Below are 14,784 nucleotides of genomic sequence, written 5' to 3' on the forward strand. Positions count from 1 at the left end.
TTCCCGCGACATATAAAGAACGGAAAAGGGACCATGAAGCGACCCACCCTATTCGGCCTGCGCGCCGCCACTGCCCTTACGGCAGTCAGCCTCTCCGGCGCGGCCTTCGCGCAGGATGGCTATGATCTTGGCACCATCACGCTGAGCGCCAACCGCGGCGAAAGCACCGAACTCGAGCGCAGCGGCGCGACGGTGGAGGTGATCACCAAGCAGGACCTCGACCAGACCGGCGAGACCCGCGTCGCCGACTACCTCGCCAGCCTGCCGGGGATCAGCGTCACCACCAACGGCGGTATCGGCACCAACACCGCGCTGCGCATTCGTGGCGCCAGCGGCCAGTACATCGGCGTCTACATTGACGGGATCAACGTCAACGACCCTTCGGGCACGCAGATGGAGTATGACTTCGGCGCGCTGACCACCACCGACATCAGCCGCATCGAGGTGCTGAAGGGCTCGCAATCGGCGCTTTACGGCTCCGAGGCGATCGCCGGGGTGATCAACATCACCACCGCGCGCCCGACCGAGCCGGGCCTGAGCCAGAACATCGCCGCCGAATACGGCAGCTACAACACCCGCAAGCTGAGCTACAACCTCGGCTATCTGGGCGAGCGCGGCAGCTTTGCCACCACCCTGAGCCGGGTTGAAACCGACGGGTTCTCTGCCGCCGACGAGAACGACGGCAACGACGAGGCGGACGGGCACGAATCCACCCGCCTCAGCTTCGCGGGGGATTACGCGCTGACCGACACGGTCACACTGGGCGCTTCGGGCTTCTGGCAGGAAACCGAAACCGAGTATGACGAAAGCTACCCGGTGCTTGCCGATGGCACACATGACGAGTTCACGGAAAGCGACCAATACGGCTTGCGCGGGTTTGCCCGCGTCGACGCAGGCGCGCTCAGCCATGAATTTTCGGCGCAGTACTTCGAGAATGACCGGTCGAGCTGGGGCGATGGCATTGAGTACCCGTTCTTCGGGCAGCGCTGGACGCTGGGCTACCAAGGTCAGGCAGAATTGTCGGCCACGACGCTCACCTTCGGCGCCGACGCCACGCGTGAGAGCTATGAGAACGAGGCGGACGACGGCGATCAGGACACCTACGGCATCTGGGGCCAGGCCAACTGGCACCTGTCGGAGCAGCTCGAGCTGGTGACCGCCCTGCGCCATGACGACCATTCCGACTTCGGCGGCAAGACCACCGGCCGCGTCTCGCTGGCCTATCTGCCCAGCGACGATGTGACCCTGCGCGCCAGCGTCGGCACCGGCTTCCGCGCGCCGTCGCTTTACGAGCGCTACAACGGCTACGCGGGCAACCCCGACCTCGAAGCGGAAACCTCGCTCAGCTACGAGCTTGGCGCCGAGAAGCGCTTCGAGAGTGGCAAGATCGCCGCCACGCTGTTCCGGACCGAGATCACCGACCTGATCGACTACAACTACGACACCTACGCCTACTCTCAGGTCGACGGGACAAGCTGGATGCAGGGGCTTGAGCTTTCGGCGGGCACGCAAATCACCGATCGGTTTGGCCTCGCCGCGGCCTACACGTGGACGGACAGCGAAGACGCCGGAACCGGTGATCGGATGACCCGCGTCCCACTGCATGATCTGGCGCTGACGCTGGATGCCGAGTTCACCGACGCGTTCCGCGGCGCGCTGCGCGTGCGCCATGTGGCCGGGGTCGAAGACACCAACGCCTCGCTGCCCGACTACACCGTCGCCGACATGAACCTGCGCTACGCGCTGAGCGGCAGCGCCGAACTCTATCTGCGGGTCGAGAACCTCTTCGACGAGCAGTATCAGACGGTGACCGGCTACGGCACGTCCGACCGCGCCGCCTACTTCGGCGTCCGGGGCAGCTTCTGATGTTGCGGCGCGCGCTGGTTTGCCTGAGCCTTGCCACCGCCCCGCTTGCGGGCGCGGCGGAGGAGGCGACGGGCACAGCACCGGCGCGCGTCGTGTCGATGAACCTCTGCACGGATCAACTGGCAATGCTGCTTGCTGGGCCGGGGCAACTCGTGTCGGTTTCCCATCTCGCGCAAGACCCACACAGTTCCGCCATGGCCGAGCAAGCGCGCGGCTATCCCGCCAACCACGGGCAGGCCGAGCAAATCTGGCTGCTGAGCCCCGATCTGGTGCTCTCGGGCAGTTTCACCGCACAGGCGGCGGTACAAATGCTGCGCCGTCTGGGCACCGAGGTGCTGACGCTGCCCCCCGCCTATTCACTCGACGACGTGCCCGATCGCATCCGCAGCGTCGGCAAGGCGCTGGGGCGCGAGCCGCAGGCCGAGGCGCTGATCGCCGAGTTCGAGGCACGGCTGACGGCACTGCGCGACGAGACCACACAGCACCCTTCGGCAGCGCTCTATTACGCCAATGGCTACACCACCGGGGACAACACGCTCGCCGGGGAGATCCTGCTAGCCGCCGGGTTCGACAATATCGCCGGTCCCGGCGGCGGCGGTCACCTGCCGCTCGAGGCGCTGGCCATGGCGGACCCCGACGCACTGATCACCGCCCGGCCCTACCCCGGCGCTTCGCGGTCCGAGGAAATCCTTGAACACCCGGTGCTGCGGCAAATCCGCGAGGCACGCGCCGGGCACACGATGACCGGCAGTGACTGGATCTGCGGCACCCCGCACGTGCTACGGGCGATCAACGACCTGAGCGACTTCCGCAAGGAGATCAAATGATCCGCGCCCTCGCGCTCCTTCTGCCGCTGGTGCTGGCCCTCGCGGGGATCTCCCTGTCGCTCGGCCCGGCCGAGGCGACCCTGCCCGACAGCCTACGCGCGCTTGTCGCCGGGGGCGATGGCCCGCTGCCGATGGTGATGCGCGAAATCCGTCTGCCGCGCATGCTGCTGGCGCTGATGATCGGTGGCTCGCTGGGGCTGGCGGGCGCAGCGCTGCAGGGCTATCTGCGCAATCCGCTGGCCGAACCGGGATTGCTGGGCATCTCCGCCAGCGCCGCGCTCGGCGCCGTTCTGGCGATCCAGACCGGGCTATCCGCCGCCTTCGCCCTCGCCCTGCCGCTGAGCGCATTGGCGGCGGCGGTGGTCGCCGTGCTGATCCTGCTGGTGCTGGCGGGGCGCCGCGGCGAGACGCTGACGCTGATCCTCGCCGGGATCGCGCTTTCGGCGGTGGCGGGCGCACTGACGCAGCTGGTGCTGAACCTGTCGCCCAACCCCTTTGCCGCCAGCGAGATCGTGTTCTGGATGATGGGCTCGCTGGCCGACCGCTCGATGCTGCACGTCTGGCTGGCGCTGCCGTTCATGGTGGTGGGCGCGCTGCTGCTGGCAGGCGTCGGACGGGGGCTGGACGCGCTGACCTTGGGCGAGGACGCCGCCGCCTCCATGGGGGTTAACCTGCAGCGGCTGCGGCTGCGCGTGGTGCTGGGCACCGCCTGCGTGGTGGGCGCGGGCACCGCGGTGGCCGGAGCGATCGGCTTTGTCGGGCTTGTCGTGCCGCATTTGCTGCGCGGCGCGGTCGGCGGTCGGCCCGGACCGCTGCTCTGGGTCTCGGCGGCGGGCGGCGCGGCGATGCTGCTGGCTGCCGATATCGCTGTGCGGCTGGTCGCCCCCGAGCGGGACCTGAAGCTCGGCGTGCTGACCGCGCTGGTCGGTGCCCCCTTCTTCCTGCATCTCGTCTGGCGCAGCCGCGGAGAGCGCGCATGACCCTGCTCAGCCTCTCCGACCTGTCAGTCACCCTGCGCAACCGCCCGGTCTTTTCGGGCCTCTCGCTGGACATTGCCGAACGCGAGGTGGTCGGCCTTATCGGCCCGAACGGCGCGGGCAAGACCAGCCTCATGCGCGCCGCGCTCGGGCTGATCCCGGCGCAGGGCCACAGCTCGCTGGCCGCCCTTACCCCGGAGCAACGCGCCAAGGCCGCCGCATGGATGCCGCAGGCGCGCGAAATCGCGTGGCCGGTAAAGGTCGAAGACCTCGTGGCGCTGGGGCGCCTGCCGCATGGCGACCGCGCGACCGCGCCGGTCGAGGCGGCGATTGCCAAGATGGGGCTCGGCCCGCTGCGCAAGCGCCGCGCCACCAACCTCTCGGGCGGCGAACAGGCGCGCGCGCTGATCGCCCGTGCGCTGGCGCAGGAGACGCCGCTGCTGATGGCCGACGAGCCCAACGCCGGGCTCGATCCGGCGCATCAGATCGCCACGATGGAAGTGTTCCGCGATCTCGCCGCGGAAGGCCGCGGCGTGCTGCTATCTCTGCATGACATTGGCTTGGCCGCGCGGCACTGCACACGGCTGGTGCTGCTGGCCGAGGGCGGACTGCTGGCCGACGGCAGGCCCGAAGACGTGCTGACCGACGACCTTCTGGCGCGCGGCTTCGGCATCACCGCCTATCACGCGCAAACCCCCGACGGGCCGGTGTTCCAGCCGATGGGCCGGGCGCGCTAAGCAAAATCAGCCGGTCAACAGGATCGCCAGCAACGTCCACGAGGCAACTTCCGACAACAGCTGCGCCGCGCCCAGCACGTCGCCGGTGATCCCGCCCAAGCGCCGCCGCGCGAGCGCGCCAAGCGCCAGCGCCACGAAGCCGCATGTCGCGGCCAACACGATCCCGGCAGCACCGCAAACCAGCACGACGATCAGCGCCGCGCCGATCACGGCCACCCGTCCCGCGCGGCTGCGCCCTGCCGCGAGGTGGCCCATGCCATCCACGCGCGCCGGAGGCAGAGTTTCCTGCAAGACCACCATCGCGCCGCGGCTGAGCGCCCCGATCGCCGCAAAGACCTCAGGCCCCGCGGCGTGCCCCAGATCGGCCAGCGCAGCCCCCCAAAGTCCGGCGGCAAGGATCAACGCTATAACACCGTAGCTGCCGATGCGGCTGTCGCGCATGATTTCCAGAGCATGGGCGCGGTCGCGCCCGCCGCCGATGCCATCGGCGAAATCCGCCAGCCCGTCCACATGCAGCGCGCCGGTCACCAGCACAGTGATCGTCAGGCACAAAAGCGCGGCCAGCAGACCCGAGGCGCCAGCGGCCAACGCGCCGGCGAATACCGCCCAGCCAATCAGGCCGATCAAAGCGCCCACCAAAGGAAACGCCCAGCGGGCATCCCGCAGCGACGGCGCGGTCCCGGTCAGGCGCCCCGCGGGCAGACGCGTCAGCAGCATCAGCGCCACCTGCACCTCGCGCCGCCGCTCGCGCAGGCCGCTCATCCGCCCGCGACTCCGGCCTCGGCAAAGGTCGCCATGCCGTTGTGGCATTCCAACGCCGCGCGCAGCACCCCAAGCGCCAGCGCCGCGCCCGAGCCTTCGCCAAGCGCCATGTCGAGCGCCAGCACAGGCGATTTCCCCATCGCCTCAAGCAGCCGCGCATGCCCCGGCTCGCGGCTGACATGGCCAACCAGGCAATGATCCAGCAGCGTCGGATCGGCCTTGTAGAGCGGCGCCGTCGCCGCCGTGCAGATGAACCCGTCAAGGAGCACCGGAATGCGCTGCGCCCGCGCCTCCAGAACCGCGCCGCAGATCGCGGCCTGCTCACGCCCGCCCAGAGCCGCCAGCAGGCCCGCGCCGGTCACATCCGCATGACGCGCGCAGGCTCGGCGCACAGCGTCCGCCTTGCGCGCCAGCCCGGCCGTATCCGAGCCCGTGCCCCGCCCGATCCAACTCTCGACATCGCCGCCGAAGCTGGCACAGGCCAGGGCCGCGGCAATGGTCGAATTGCCGATGCCCATCTCGCCAAGGACCAGCACCTGCGCCCCGGCAGGCACCGCATCGGCGCCGCGGCGCATCTCGGCCAGCGTCTCTGCCTCGGTCATCGCGGCGCTTTCGGTGATGTCGGCGGTGGGCCGGTCGAGATCGCAGGCGATGACCGCCAGTTCGGCGCCCGACGCGCGGCACAATTGGTTGATCGCCGCACCGCCAGCCTCGAAATTGGCCACCATCTGCGCCGTGACCTCCTGCGGGAACGGGTTCACCCCCTGCGCGCAGACGCCGTGGTTTCCGGCAAAGACCAAGGCCTGCGCGTGGTTGATTTCGGGGCGCGGCGTGCCTTGCCAGCCGGCCATGAACACCGCCAAATCCTCCAGACGCCCCAGCGAGCCCGGCGGCTTGGTCAGGCTCATCTGCCGCGTGCGCGCGGCCTGCGCCGCGGCCTCATCGGCTACGGGCAGCGTTTCGCCAAGCCCGGCCACTGCGGCCAGCGAGGTCACCTCAGAAAGAATGCTCATTCGGTTTCACCTTCATTGGATACCCGGCCACCGCCAGCCAGACCTCGTCGCAGGCCGTGGCGACAGCCTGATTCATCCATCCCGCCGCGTCGCGGAACTCCCGCGCGAGGCGGTTCTCCGGCACGATCCCCGCGCCCACCTCATTGGTGACGAAAATCACCGGCGCGCGCTGCCGCGCAATTGCAGTGACCAGCGCCTGCGTCTCGTCGCGCCAGTCGGCCTCTTCGAGCAGCAAGTTGGTCAGCCACAGCGTCAGGCAATCAACCAGCCGGGGCCGCCCGCCGTCGCCGTCATCGCTGGCGTCAAGCGCGTCACACAGGTCGCGCGGCGCGTGCAGCGTCTGCCACGCGGCCCCGCGCCGGGCCCGGTGTTCGGCGATCCGCGCTTCCATCTCCGCATCGCCCTCGTAAATCCTTGCGGTGGCGATATAGATGGCCTGCCCGCACGCCGACAGCGCCTTGCGTTCCGCAAGGGTCGATTTGCCAGAGCGGGCCCCGCCGGTAATGAGGATCGACCTTTTCATCACCGCATGGGAAACCACCAAAGTTGGAAAAAGAAAAGGCCAAAGCAGTCCGTTGCACAACCGCCCGCCCCGCACAGCAGAGCTGATCCTGATCCGTCATGCCCCGCTCGCCGAAGCCGGACGGCTGTTTGGCCGCACCGATGCCGCCGCGCGCATCGCGGCGGCGGACATCGCCGCGCTGCGCGCCCGCCTTCCCGCGCCCACCGCGCTGATCTGCAGCCCCGCCCAGCGCTGCCAGCAGACCGCCGCGGCGCTCTGGCCCGGCCTGCACGCGCAGCCGGACGCGCGGCTGTGGGAGCAGGATTTTGGTGCCCATGACGGGCTGCGGTTCGACGAGCTTCCCGATATCGGCACGCTGGAGGGCCCCGATCTGGCGCGCTGGCGTCCGCCCGAGGGCGAAAGCTTTGCAGATCTCTGCAGCCGTGTATCGCCCGCGCTCATCGAGCATGGCCGCGTGGCGGCGGACCTTCGCGCGCCGGTGATCCTGATGGTGCACGCCGGAGTGGTCCGAGCGGCGCTGTCTCAGGTCTGCGGCGCGGTCCACGCCGGGCTCGCTTTCGAAGTCGCGCCGCTCTCGGTGACCCGGCTGCGCTGCGGCCCTGCAGGGCCGGTCTCGGTGATCGGGAGCGGTAGCCTATGAAGGCCGCAGTCACGGTTTTCGGCCATTTCGGTGAGTGGCTGCAAGGGCGCATGGGCCCGGACGGGCCAGTGGCTCTGGTCACGCTTCCCTGCCCCAAGCTCACTGTACAGGCACCGACCGAAGCAGGCACCGACCCGCAAATATTCAGCCCCGCGGCGCGTGACCACTTTGCCCGGCTGCTGGGCATTGCCGGTGACTTGCCCGACGCGGCGCGCAACTTTGCGCCCGGGCTTGGTGCCGGGGCCTCCACCGCCACGCTGGTCGCCTTGGCCCGCGCATCTGGCTTTCGCGGCGATCCAGAGACTCTCGCCCGCGCCTGCTTGGCCATCGAGGGCGCGACCGATCCGCTGATGTATCCCCACCCCGACCGCCTGCTCTGGGCCTCGCGCGAGACGCGGGTGCTGCGCCGCCTGCCCCCGGTTCCAACGTGTGAGATCCTTGGCGGCTTTTGGGGCGCGCCTCAGCAGACCGACCCTGCCGATGGCGAATTTGACGATATCTCCGACCTTGTGGCGGACTGGTCCCATCCCTCTGCCAGCCTCGAGCGGCGGGCTGCGATGGCCTCCGAGTCGGCGCGTCGCTGCACCGCCCGCCGCGGGCCCGCCTGCCCGATGCCCGAGCTTGCGCGCGCGCTCGGCGCGCTTGGCTGGCTGCGCGCCCACACCGGATCGGCCCGTGGGCTGATCTTTGCGGCAGGGTCTCTTCCCCCGCATGGCGCCAAAACTTTGGCCGAGGCCGGGCTGACTCGCATCCTCAGCTTTCGGGCGGGGACGGCATGAGTTTTGCGCTGATGATGCTGGGCGGGCTCGCGCTCGATCTCGCTATGGGCTGGCCGGATCGCCTCTATGCGAGGATCGGCCACCCGGTGACATGGCTCGGCCGGGCGATCACCGTGCTCGAGCAGCGCTGGAATAATGGCAGGCGACGCCGGAAGTTGGCGCTCGGGGCGCTCGCAACCGCGCTGATCGTGGCGCTGGCGATGCTTCCGGCACTGGCCGTGCAGAATGCCCTGCCGGACAGTTTGGCGGGCAACATGATCGGCGCCCTACTGGCATGGCCGCTGATCGCCATGCGATCGATGCACACGCATGTCGCGGCGGTGGCCACGCCGCTATCGCGCGGGGATCTGGCGGGCGCGCGACACGCCGTAGCGATGATCGTCGGGCGCGATCCGGCACAGCTGAACGCCCCGGGCATCGCCCGGGCCGCCATCGAAAGCTTGGCCGAGAACACCTCGGACGGAATCGTCGCGCCGCTGTTCTGGGGCGCTGTGGCAGGGCTGCCCGGTATCGCGGGCTACAAGGCGATCAACACGCTCGACTCGATGATCGGCCACCGCAGCGCGCGGTTCGAGGCTTTCGGGAAATGCGCCGCCCGGCTCGACGACGCGGCGAACTGGATTCCGGCACGGCTGACCGGTGCGCTCTTTGCCATTGCTTCGGGACCGCGCGCGAGGCAGGGGCTGCGGGTGATGCGCCGCGACGCGCCAAAACACCGTTCGCCCAACGCCGGCTGGCCCGAGGGCGCCATGGCGGCGGCGCTTGATGTGCGCCTCTCGGGGCCAAGGATCTACGGCACACATGTCGCCGATGAGCCGTGGCTCAACGCCACCGCCCCAGACCCGACGCCGAGCGATCTTGCCGATGCGCTGCGCCTCTACCGGCGCACGATGGCGCTCTGTGCCCTTGCGCTCTTGGCGCTGATCCTGTTCCGCTGCGCCGCATGACAGTGCGCCCCCAGACCAAGCCCCGCGACCACGGCGGCAATCTCGATGCCGCGATAGCGCGCTTCGGCGGCCATCGCGCCGACTGGCTCGATCTCTCGACCGGGATCAACCCAGAGCCTTACCCCGTGCCCGCGATCCCCGCAGAGGCATGGGCCGCCTTGCCCCGCAAGACAGATATGGACCGGCTCATCGCTGCCGCGCGCGACGCTTATGGCTGCACAGCCCGCATCGTGCCGATGAATGGCGCGCAAGGTGCGATCCAGATGGTGCCCATGCTGCGCGCGCCCGGGCGCGCCGCAGTGCTGGCGCCGACCTACAACGAACACGCCGCGGCGCTGCGGACGGGCGGATGGAAGGTCACCGAGGTTGCCGACATGGCCGCGCTGACAGGCACCGATCTGGCCGTGGTGGTCAATCCGAACAATCCCGACGGGCGGCGCACATCCCCCGAAGCGCTTTGCGCGCTGGCGGGACGGGTCGGGCTGCTGGTGGTCGACGAGAGCTTCGCCGATCCCGAGCCGGATCTCTCCATCGCGCCCCGCCTCGGCTCCGCGCTGCCGAACGTCGTGGTGTTGCGCTCTTTCGGCAAGTTCTACGGGCTCGCAGGTCTGCGACTGGGATTTGCGCTCGCCGAGGCGCCCTTGGGCCAAAGGGTGGCCGACCTCACCGGGCCATGGCCTGTCTCCGGCCCGGCGATCGAGATCGCCAGCGCCGCGCTCACCGACCGCCGCTGGCAGACCGAAACCACAGCCCGCCTCGACACCGACGTGCGTCGGCTGGATGCGCTGGCGGCTGCGGCAGGATGGCAGCGCATCGGGGCCTCGGCACTGTTTCGAACCTACGCCTGCCCGGATGCGCCCACCGCGCAGCGCAGGCTCGCGGCGCAGCGCGTCTGGACCCGCATCTTTCCCTATTCCGGCAACTGGCTCCGCATCGGACTGCCACCGTCGGCAGGCTGGCCGCAGCTTGAAGACGCCTTCGCCGCGCTTTAGCGGCTCAGAACTCGACGCCTTGCTGCGCCTTGATGCCATCGCGGAACGGGTGCTTGACCATGGTCATCTCGGTGACCAGATCCGCCGCCTCGATCAGTTCGGGCTTGGCGTTGCGGCCGGTGAGGCAGACATGGGTCATCGGCGGCTTGTGCTCGAGCAGGAAGGACACGACCTCGTCGATGTCCAGATAGTCATAGCGCAGGGCGATGTTGATCTCGTCCAGCAGCACGAAGCGGTTTTCGGGGTCGAGGATCTGCTCCTGCGCGATCTTCCAGCCGCGCTGCGCTGCCGCGATGTCGCGCTCTCGGTCCTGCGTCTCCCACGTGAAGCCCTCGCCCGATACGAAGAAACGACACTCGTCCGAGAATCTCTCACGCAGCATCTTGGACTCGCCGGTGACCCATGTGCCCTTGATGAACTGCACCACGGCGCAGGGCATGCCATGCGCGATGCAGCGCATGATCATCCCGAACCCCGAGGACGACTTGCCCTTGCCGGGGCCGGTGTGCACGAGGATGAGGCCCTTCTCCTCGGTCATGCCGGCGATCATCTTGTCGCGGGCTGCCTTGATCTTCTTCATCTTCTCGGTGTGGCGGATGTTGTCTTCTTCGCTCATGCTCTTCTTCGCGCTTTCGGCAGCTTTGGGAAATCCGGTCGATCTGACCGCAGGCTACCGCCGGTGTAAACGCACGAAGCGGAAATGTGCAGCCGGAAGGTTCCGCCCGCCCCTCAGCGCTGAATGACGCCCGCCTTGGGACTGATCTTCGAGCCGTCCGAGAAGCGGTGCAGGCGGAACGGCGCGGGGTCGACGACCGGGCTACGGCCGGCGATCAGATCCGCCGCCAACCGCCCGGCGCCGGTGCCCAAACCGAAACCATGCCCAGAGAAGCCGCTTGCCACGTAAAGCCCCGGAATGCCGTTCTTCACGCCCTCGGTGGCAGAGATCACCGGAATGATGTCGGGCAGAACGTCGATGTATCCGGCCCATTTCTGCGCCACAGTGGCCTTGGCGAAGGCCGGATAAGACGATGTGACCACCTGCAACGCGCGGTCGATCAGCGTGCTGTCAGGCGCGGGGTCGAGCACCCGGGTCTTCTCGAACGGGCTCACCTCGGCACCGCTCCAATGACGCGGTGTGCGCAGCGCTTCAAAGAACGACGGGCCGACCCCGAGGTTGATGCTGCGCCATTCGTTCCTGAGCGCGGGCAAGAAGGATTTCAGCAGGCGAAAGCTGTCGGGCGTGAGCTGGTAACGGCTCGGCAGCGACGAGGCGATGGTATAGCCGCCGTCGGCACGCTTGCGCATGGCGAACTCGGGGTATTTGAGCGTGCCCTCGGGCCCGCCTGGCACCGGATCGGTGCGCAGCACATTGCCCTTGGTGCGCAGCTGCGGCAGGTCGATCCCGAGATTGCCAAGGAAGAGCCGCGACCAGACGCCCCCGGCCACAAGCACGGCTGAACAGGCGATGCGGCCCTTTTCCGTCACGACGCCAGACACCCGGCCCGCTTCGGTCTCCACAACCCGCACCGCGCAATTCTGATGCACGGTGCCGGCGCGGGCCTGCACCGCACGGGCGATGGCCGGGGCGGCCTTCTGCGGTTCGGCGCGGCCGTCATACGGGTTGTGCAGCGCGCCCTTGATGTCGAGCGACAGGCCCGGAAACATGCCAAGCACCTCGTCGCGGCCCAGCATCCGCGCGGGGATCTGATAGGGTTGCAACTCGTCGAGCGACTCGCGCTCGTAGGCAAGACCCGCGTCGGTGGTCACCGTGAAGGTCGCGCCGCAGCGGGTATAGCCCGTGTCCGCACCGATACGCGCGTCCAGCCCCTGCCAGATGCGCTGCGCTTCAACCATCAGCGGCAGCTCGCGGGTGTCGCGATGCGTCAGGCGCACCCAGCCCCAGTTGCGGCTCGACTGCTCACCCGCCACGTGGCCCTTCTCGCAGATCGCCACCTTCAGCCCCTGATCGGCCAGTTCCAGCCCTGCGCAAACCCCGGCGATCCCGCCACCGATGATCACGACGTCGGCGCGTTCGGGCAGCGCAGCACTGCTTTCTACCGGATCCGGTGTCGGTCCTGGCATCGTCTTTCTCCTAGTTCGGCGCCTTGCGCGCCATGGGTCTTTCTTGCTCTGCCCAAGCCGCTTGGATCGGTGCCGGGCAAAGCAGCGCGCGCTAAGCGCGCAACTTCGAGCTTGGAAATATCAGAAGGTTTCCCCAAGCTGACAGTTGACGTGAAACTCGGCGACGCTCGCCTCGTTGGGCAAATCGATCAGCATATGGATGACCCGGGCCAGATCCTCGGGCTGAGTCATGCTTGCGGCGTCGCGGCCAGCGACAGCGGTCGCCATATCGGTGGCCACGAACCCAGGACAGACAGCAACGGCCCGAATGCCCTGCTCGTACCCTGCGTGGCGCAGCGCATGCGCCAGCCCGACGACGGCGAACTTCGACACCGCATAAGACCCGGCTCCGGCCGATTTGATCCGCTTGCCCGACAGCGATCCCAGCAAAACCACCCGGCCACGCCCCGAGGCAGCGAGCGGCTCCCAGCAGGCCGCCGCGAGGCGGCGCGGTCCCTGCACGTTGACCTCAAGCAGGTGGGCCATCTCTTCGTCGGTGATCTCGACCGGGGTCTTGCGCAGCGAGATCCCCGCGCTGGCGACCACTGCATCGATGCGGCCCAGCTTGTCCATGACGTCCTGCGCCCAGCCAGTGGCGGTGGCCGGGTCCGTCGCCTCATAGGTGTAAAGATGCACCCGCTCCGGCGCCGCTTGCGCCCAGTCCGGCATCTCCAGGCGGCGCATGCCCAGCGACACGGTCCAGCCCGCATCGAACAAAGCCTTGGCGGTGGCGGCACCAATGCCGCGTGCGGCACCGGAAACAAGCGCGACGCGCTGGGATGTCAGTTCCATTTTGTCCTCATGTTCAGATAGGCGCGCTTGAGCATGCGCATGAATTGCTCGCGGTCCTCCGGCGCGATGAAGTCGAAGAACTCCGCTTCCTGCTGACGGACGATCTCGCGCACCTCCTGCGACAGCGCGTGGCCCCGGTCAGTAATGAACAGCGCTTGGGCGCGTTGATCGTCGGACGCGGTCTCGCGGCGGATCAACCCGGCCTCGACCATGCGGTCGATGATCCGCCCGGTCGCCGGGCGGTCGCGCAGCAGCACCTCGGCGATCTGCGACGGGCGGATGCCGGGGTAGTCGTCGACCAGCAGCAGCGTGGTGATCTTGCCCTTGCCTTTGGCGATCTCCAGATGCGCCATGCGCCTGTCGAGATCGCGCGAGACCGCCGTATCCAGAGACCGGATGTACCAGCTCAAAGCCCCTTCAAGGATGTCTATCCTAAGGCCGCCAATTTCGATCGGCGGATCGTCCTGCGGCGGGTCAGAAGCCGTCATCAAGGCAAACCTGTGCATGTCATCGGGGGCATCACGCCCGGACAGCGCCCCTGAACGCAAGTAAAAGATTGTGTTTCACAACCATATGACCGCATACCACGGCCCTTGCGCAAGATTTGCGGGCAGGATCAAAGCAGATGCCCCGGCCGAGGGCGCTGCCGCGGCGCCCCCGGCCGTCTGCTGCACGGCGATTCATCCGCCGCGCGTCCCGCCATCTTCGCCAGTTCGGCGATTCACGCCCGCAGGCGCGTACCACACCGTCGCGAAAATTCCCGTGACGCGGAGCAGCGCACCGGGCTAGAGCCGTGGTATGAGCACAGCGACCCAAATCTCCAGCCTCAATCGCCCCGGCGTCGGCATCGCGCTGATCTGCGCGGGCGTTGTCGGAATTTCGATCAACGACATGCTGATCAAGATGCTGTCGGATGGCTATCCGCTGCACCAGATCGTCGGTACGCGCTCGGCGGTGGGGCTGTGCATCATCCTTGTGATGCTGCAGATCGAAGGCGGCTGGCGGCTGCTGCGCAGCAGCACACCGTGGCTGCATCTGGCGCGCGGCGTTCTGGTGGTTCTGGCCAACATGACCTTCTACGCCTCGGTGGCGGTGATGCCGCTGGGACAGGCGACGGCGCTGTTCTTTGTCGCGCCGCTGTTCATCACGCTGCTGTCGGTGCCGCTTTTGGGCGAAAAGGTCGGGCCATGGCGGCTTGGCGCGGTCTGCGCAGGCTTTGCCGGGGTGATCATCATGCAGCAGCCTTGGCAGGAGACCGCGGGCGGCGCGCGGCTGGTTCTGCTGCTGCCGGTGCTCTCGGCGCTGCTCTACGCGCTGCTGCAGGTGCTGACGCGCAAGTTGGGGGTCACCTCGCGCGCATCGGCGCTGGCGGTCCACCTGCAGGTGATGTTCCTCGTGGTATCGGCAGCGTTCTACATCTTCGCCGGAGACGGGCGCTACATGGACAGTTTCGAAAGCGACGCGGTGCGCTTTCTGCTGCGCCCATGGGTCATGCCCGGCGCTCAGGACATGCTGGTCTTTGTGGCGCTCGGCTGCATTTCCGGCTTCGTCGGCTACGCGCTGAGCGCCTCGTACCGGCTGGCCGATGCGGCGGTGATCGCACCGTTCGAATACGTCGGCCTGCCGCTGGCAATCTTCTGGGGCTGGACGATGTTCGGCGAATGGCCGGTGCCCGCCACATGGGCGGGCTGCGCGCTGATCGTCGGTGCTGGTCTGATGGTGTTCCTGCGCGAACGCGCCAAGGCCCGGCCACAGCCGGGACGGCGGCGCGGCAGCACCGCCGTCAGGCGTTGAGGGTCAGTTCCTGA

Annotated in this window: 16 protein-coding genes; 9 read left to right on the plus strand and 7 right to left on the minus strand. The window is 68.3% G+C overall.

Going from position 1 to position 14,784, the window contains the following annotated elements; all coding sequences use genetic code 11:
- Positions 1–33: 33 nt before the first annotated feature.
- From ACXAJT_RS24425 to ACXAJT_RS24440, 4 genes are read left to right on the plus strand one after another with little or no spacing between them, the layout of a single operon-like run.
- Positions 34–1,866 carry a TonB-dependent receptor plug domain-containing protein gene (locus tag ACXAJT_RS24425; protein WP_475240436.1) on the plus strand — a complete coding sequence of 611 codons (1,833 nt, stop codon included), beginning with the start codon at positions 34–36 and terminating at the stop codon, positions 1,864–1,866.
- Entirely contained in the window at positions 1,866–2,693 is an 828-nt protein-coding gene (locus ACXAJT_RS24430) for an ABC transporter substrate-binding protein (RefSeq protein WP_475240439.1), read from the plus strand. Before ACXAJT_RS24425 ends, ACXAJT_RS24430 begins: the two co-directional genes overlap by 1 nt.
- On the plus strand, positions 2,690–3,673 hold the full coding sequence (locus tag ACXAJT_RS24435; RefSeq protein ID WP_475240442.1) for a FecCD family ABC transporter permease: 984 nt from the start codon (positions 2,690–2,692) through the stop codon (positions 3,671–3,673). The genes ACXAJT_RS24430 and ACXAJT_RS24435 overlap by 4 nt, the downstream gene beginning before the upstream one ends.
- Positions 3,670–4,407, plus strand: a complete 738-nt coding sequence (locus tag ACXAJT_RS24440) for an ABC transporter ATP-binding protein (RefSeq protein WP_475240446.1) — start codon at positions 3,670–3,672, stop codon at positions 4,405–4,407. Before ACXAJT_RS24435 ends, ACXAJT_RS24440 begins: the two co-directional genes overlap by 4 nt.
- A gap of 6 nt (positions 4,408–4,413) precedes the next feature.
- Here the strand turns inward: ACXAJT_RS24440 and cobS are convergent, their stop codons facing one another.
- From cobS to cobU, 3 genes are read right to left on the minus strand one after another with little or no spacing between them, the layout of a single operon-like run.
- Entirely contained in the window at positions 4,414–5,169 is a 756-nt protein-coding gene (gene cobS, locus ACXAJT_RS24445) for an adenosylcobinamide-GDP ribazoletransferase (RefSeq protein WP_475240452.1), read from the minus strand.
- Positions 5,166–6,182: a nicotinate-nucleotide--dimethylbenzimidazole phosphoribosyltransferase gene (gene cobT, locus ACXAJT_RS24450; RefSeq protein WP_475240457.1), complete on the minus strand. Its 1,017-nt coding sequence runs from the start codon at positions 6,180–6,182 to the stop codon at positions 5,166–5,168. Before cobT ends, cobS begins: the two co-directional genes overlap by 4 nt.
- The gene (cobU, locus tag ACXAJT_RS24455) at positions 6,166–6,705 is read right to left on the minus strand and encodes a bifunctional adenosylcobinamide kinase/adenosylcobinamide-phosphate guanylyltransferase (RefSeq protein WP_475240461.1); all 540 of its coding nucleotides are present in this window, start codon (positions 6,703–6,705) and stop codon (positions 6,166–6,168) included. The genes cobT and cobU overlap by 17 nt, the downstream gene beginning before the upstream one ends.
- A gap of 52 nt (positions 6,706–6,757) precedes the next feature.
- Between cobU and ACXAJT_RS24460 the strand changes: the two genes are divergently transcribed.
- Genes ACXAJT_RS24460 through cobD form a run of 4 tightly spaced genes read left to right on the plus strand, consistent with a single transcriptional unit; the run spans position 6,758 to position 10,063 of the window.
- On the plus strand, positions 6,758–7,345 hold the full coding sequence (locus ACXAJT_RS24460; RefSeq protein ID WP_475240466.1) for a histidine phosphatase family protein: 588 nt from the start codon (positions 6,758–6,760) through the stop codon (positions 7,343–7,345).
- Positions 7,342–8,124: a propanediol utilization protein gene (locus ACXAJT_RS24465; protein ID WP_475240469.1), complete on the plus strand. Its 783-nt coding sequence runs from the start codon at positions 7,342–7,344 to the stop codon at positions 8,122–8,124. The genes ACXAJT_RS24460 and ACXAJT_RS24465 overlap by 4 nt, the downstream gene beginning before the upstream one ends.
- The gene (cbiB, locus tag ACXAJT_RS24470) at positions 8,121–9,071 is read left to right on the plus strand and encodes an adenosylcobinamide-phosphate synthase CbiB (protein ID WP_475240472.1); all 951 of its coding nucleotides are present in this window, start codon (positions 8,121–8,123) and stop codon (positions 9,069–9,071) included. Before ACXAJT_RS24465 ends, cbiB begins: the two co-directional genes overlap by 4 nt.
- Positions 9,068–10,063: a threonine-phosphate decarboxylase CobD gene (gene cobD, locus ACXAJT_RS24475; protein ID WP_475240476.1), complete on the plus strand. Its 996-nt coding sequence runs from the start codon at positions 9,068–9,070 to the stop codon at positions 10,061–10,063. The genes cbiB and cobD overlap by 4 nt, the downstream gene beginning before the upstream one ends.
- A 4-nt stretch (positions 10,064–10,067) precedes the next feature.
- Here cobD and cobO read toward each other — a convergent pair whose 3' ends face one another.
- The 4 genes from cobO to ACXAJT_RS24495 form a co-directional block, all read right to left on the minus strand.
- Complete coding sequence (gene cobO, locus ACXAJT_RS24480) at positions 10,068–10,679, minus strand: cob(I)yrinic acid a,c-diamide adenosyltransferase (RefSeq protein WP_475240480.1); 612 nt, start codon at positions 10,677–10,679, stop codon at positions 10,068–10,070.
- A 113-nt stretch (positions 10,680–10,792) separates the two neighbouring features.
- Positions 10,793–12,145: an NAD(P)/FAD-dependent oxidoreductase gene (locus ACXAJT_RS24485; RefSeq protein WP_475240485.1), complete on the minus strand. Its 1,353-nt coding sequence runs from the start codon at positions 12,143–12,145 to the stop codon at positions 10,793–10,795.
- Between the two features lie 120 nt (positions 12,146–12,265).
- The gene (locus ACXAJT_RS24490; RefSeq protein WP_475240490.1) at positions 12,266–12,976 is read right to left on the minus strand and encodes an SDR family NAD(P)-dependent oxidoreductase; all 711 of its coding nucleotides are present in this window, start codon (positions 12,974–12,976) and stop codon (positions 12,266–12,268) included.
- Complete coding sequence (locus tag ACXAJT_RS24495) at positions 12,967–13,464, minus strand: MarR family winged helix-turn-helix transcriptional regulator (protein ID WP_475240493.1); 498 nt, start codon at positions 13,462–13,464, stop codon at positions 12,967–12,969. The genes ACXAJT_RS24490 and ACXAJT_RS24495 overlap by 10 nt, the downstream gene beginning before the upstream one ends.
- Before the next feature lie 310 nt (positions 13,465–13,774).
- Between ACXAJT_RS24495 and ACXAJT_RS24500 the strand changes: the two genes are divergently transcribed.
- Positions 13,775–14,770 carry a DMT family transporter gene (locus ACXAJT_RS24500; RefSeq protein ID WP_475240498.1) on the plus strand — a complete coding sequence of 332 codons (996 nt, stop codon included), beginning with the start codon at positions 13,775–13,777 and terminating at the stop codon, positions 14,768–14,770.
- The last annotated feature ends 14 nt before the right edge of the window (positions 14,771–14,784 follow it).

Source organism: Salipiger sp. ABF4_146 (assembly GCF_056161345.1).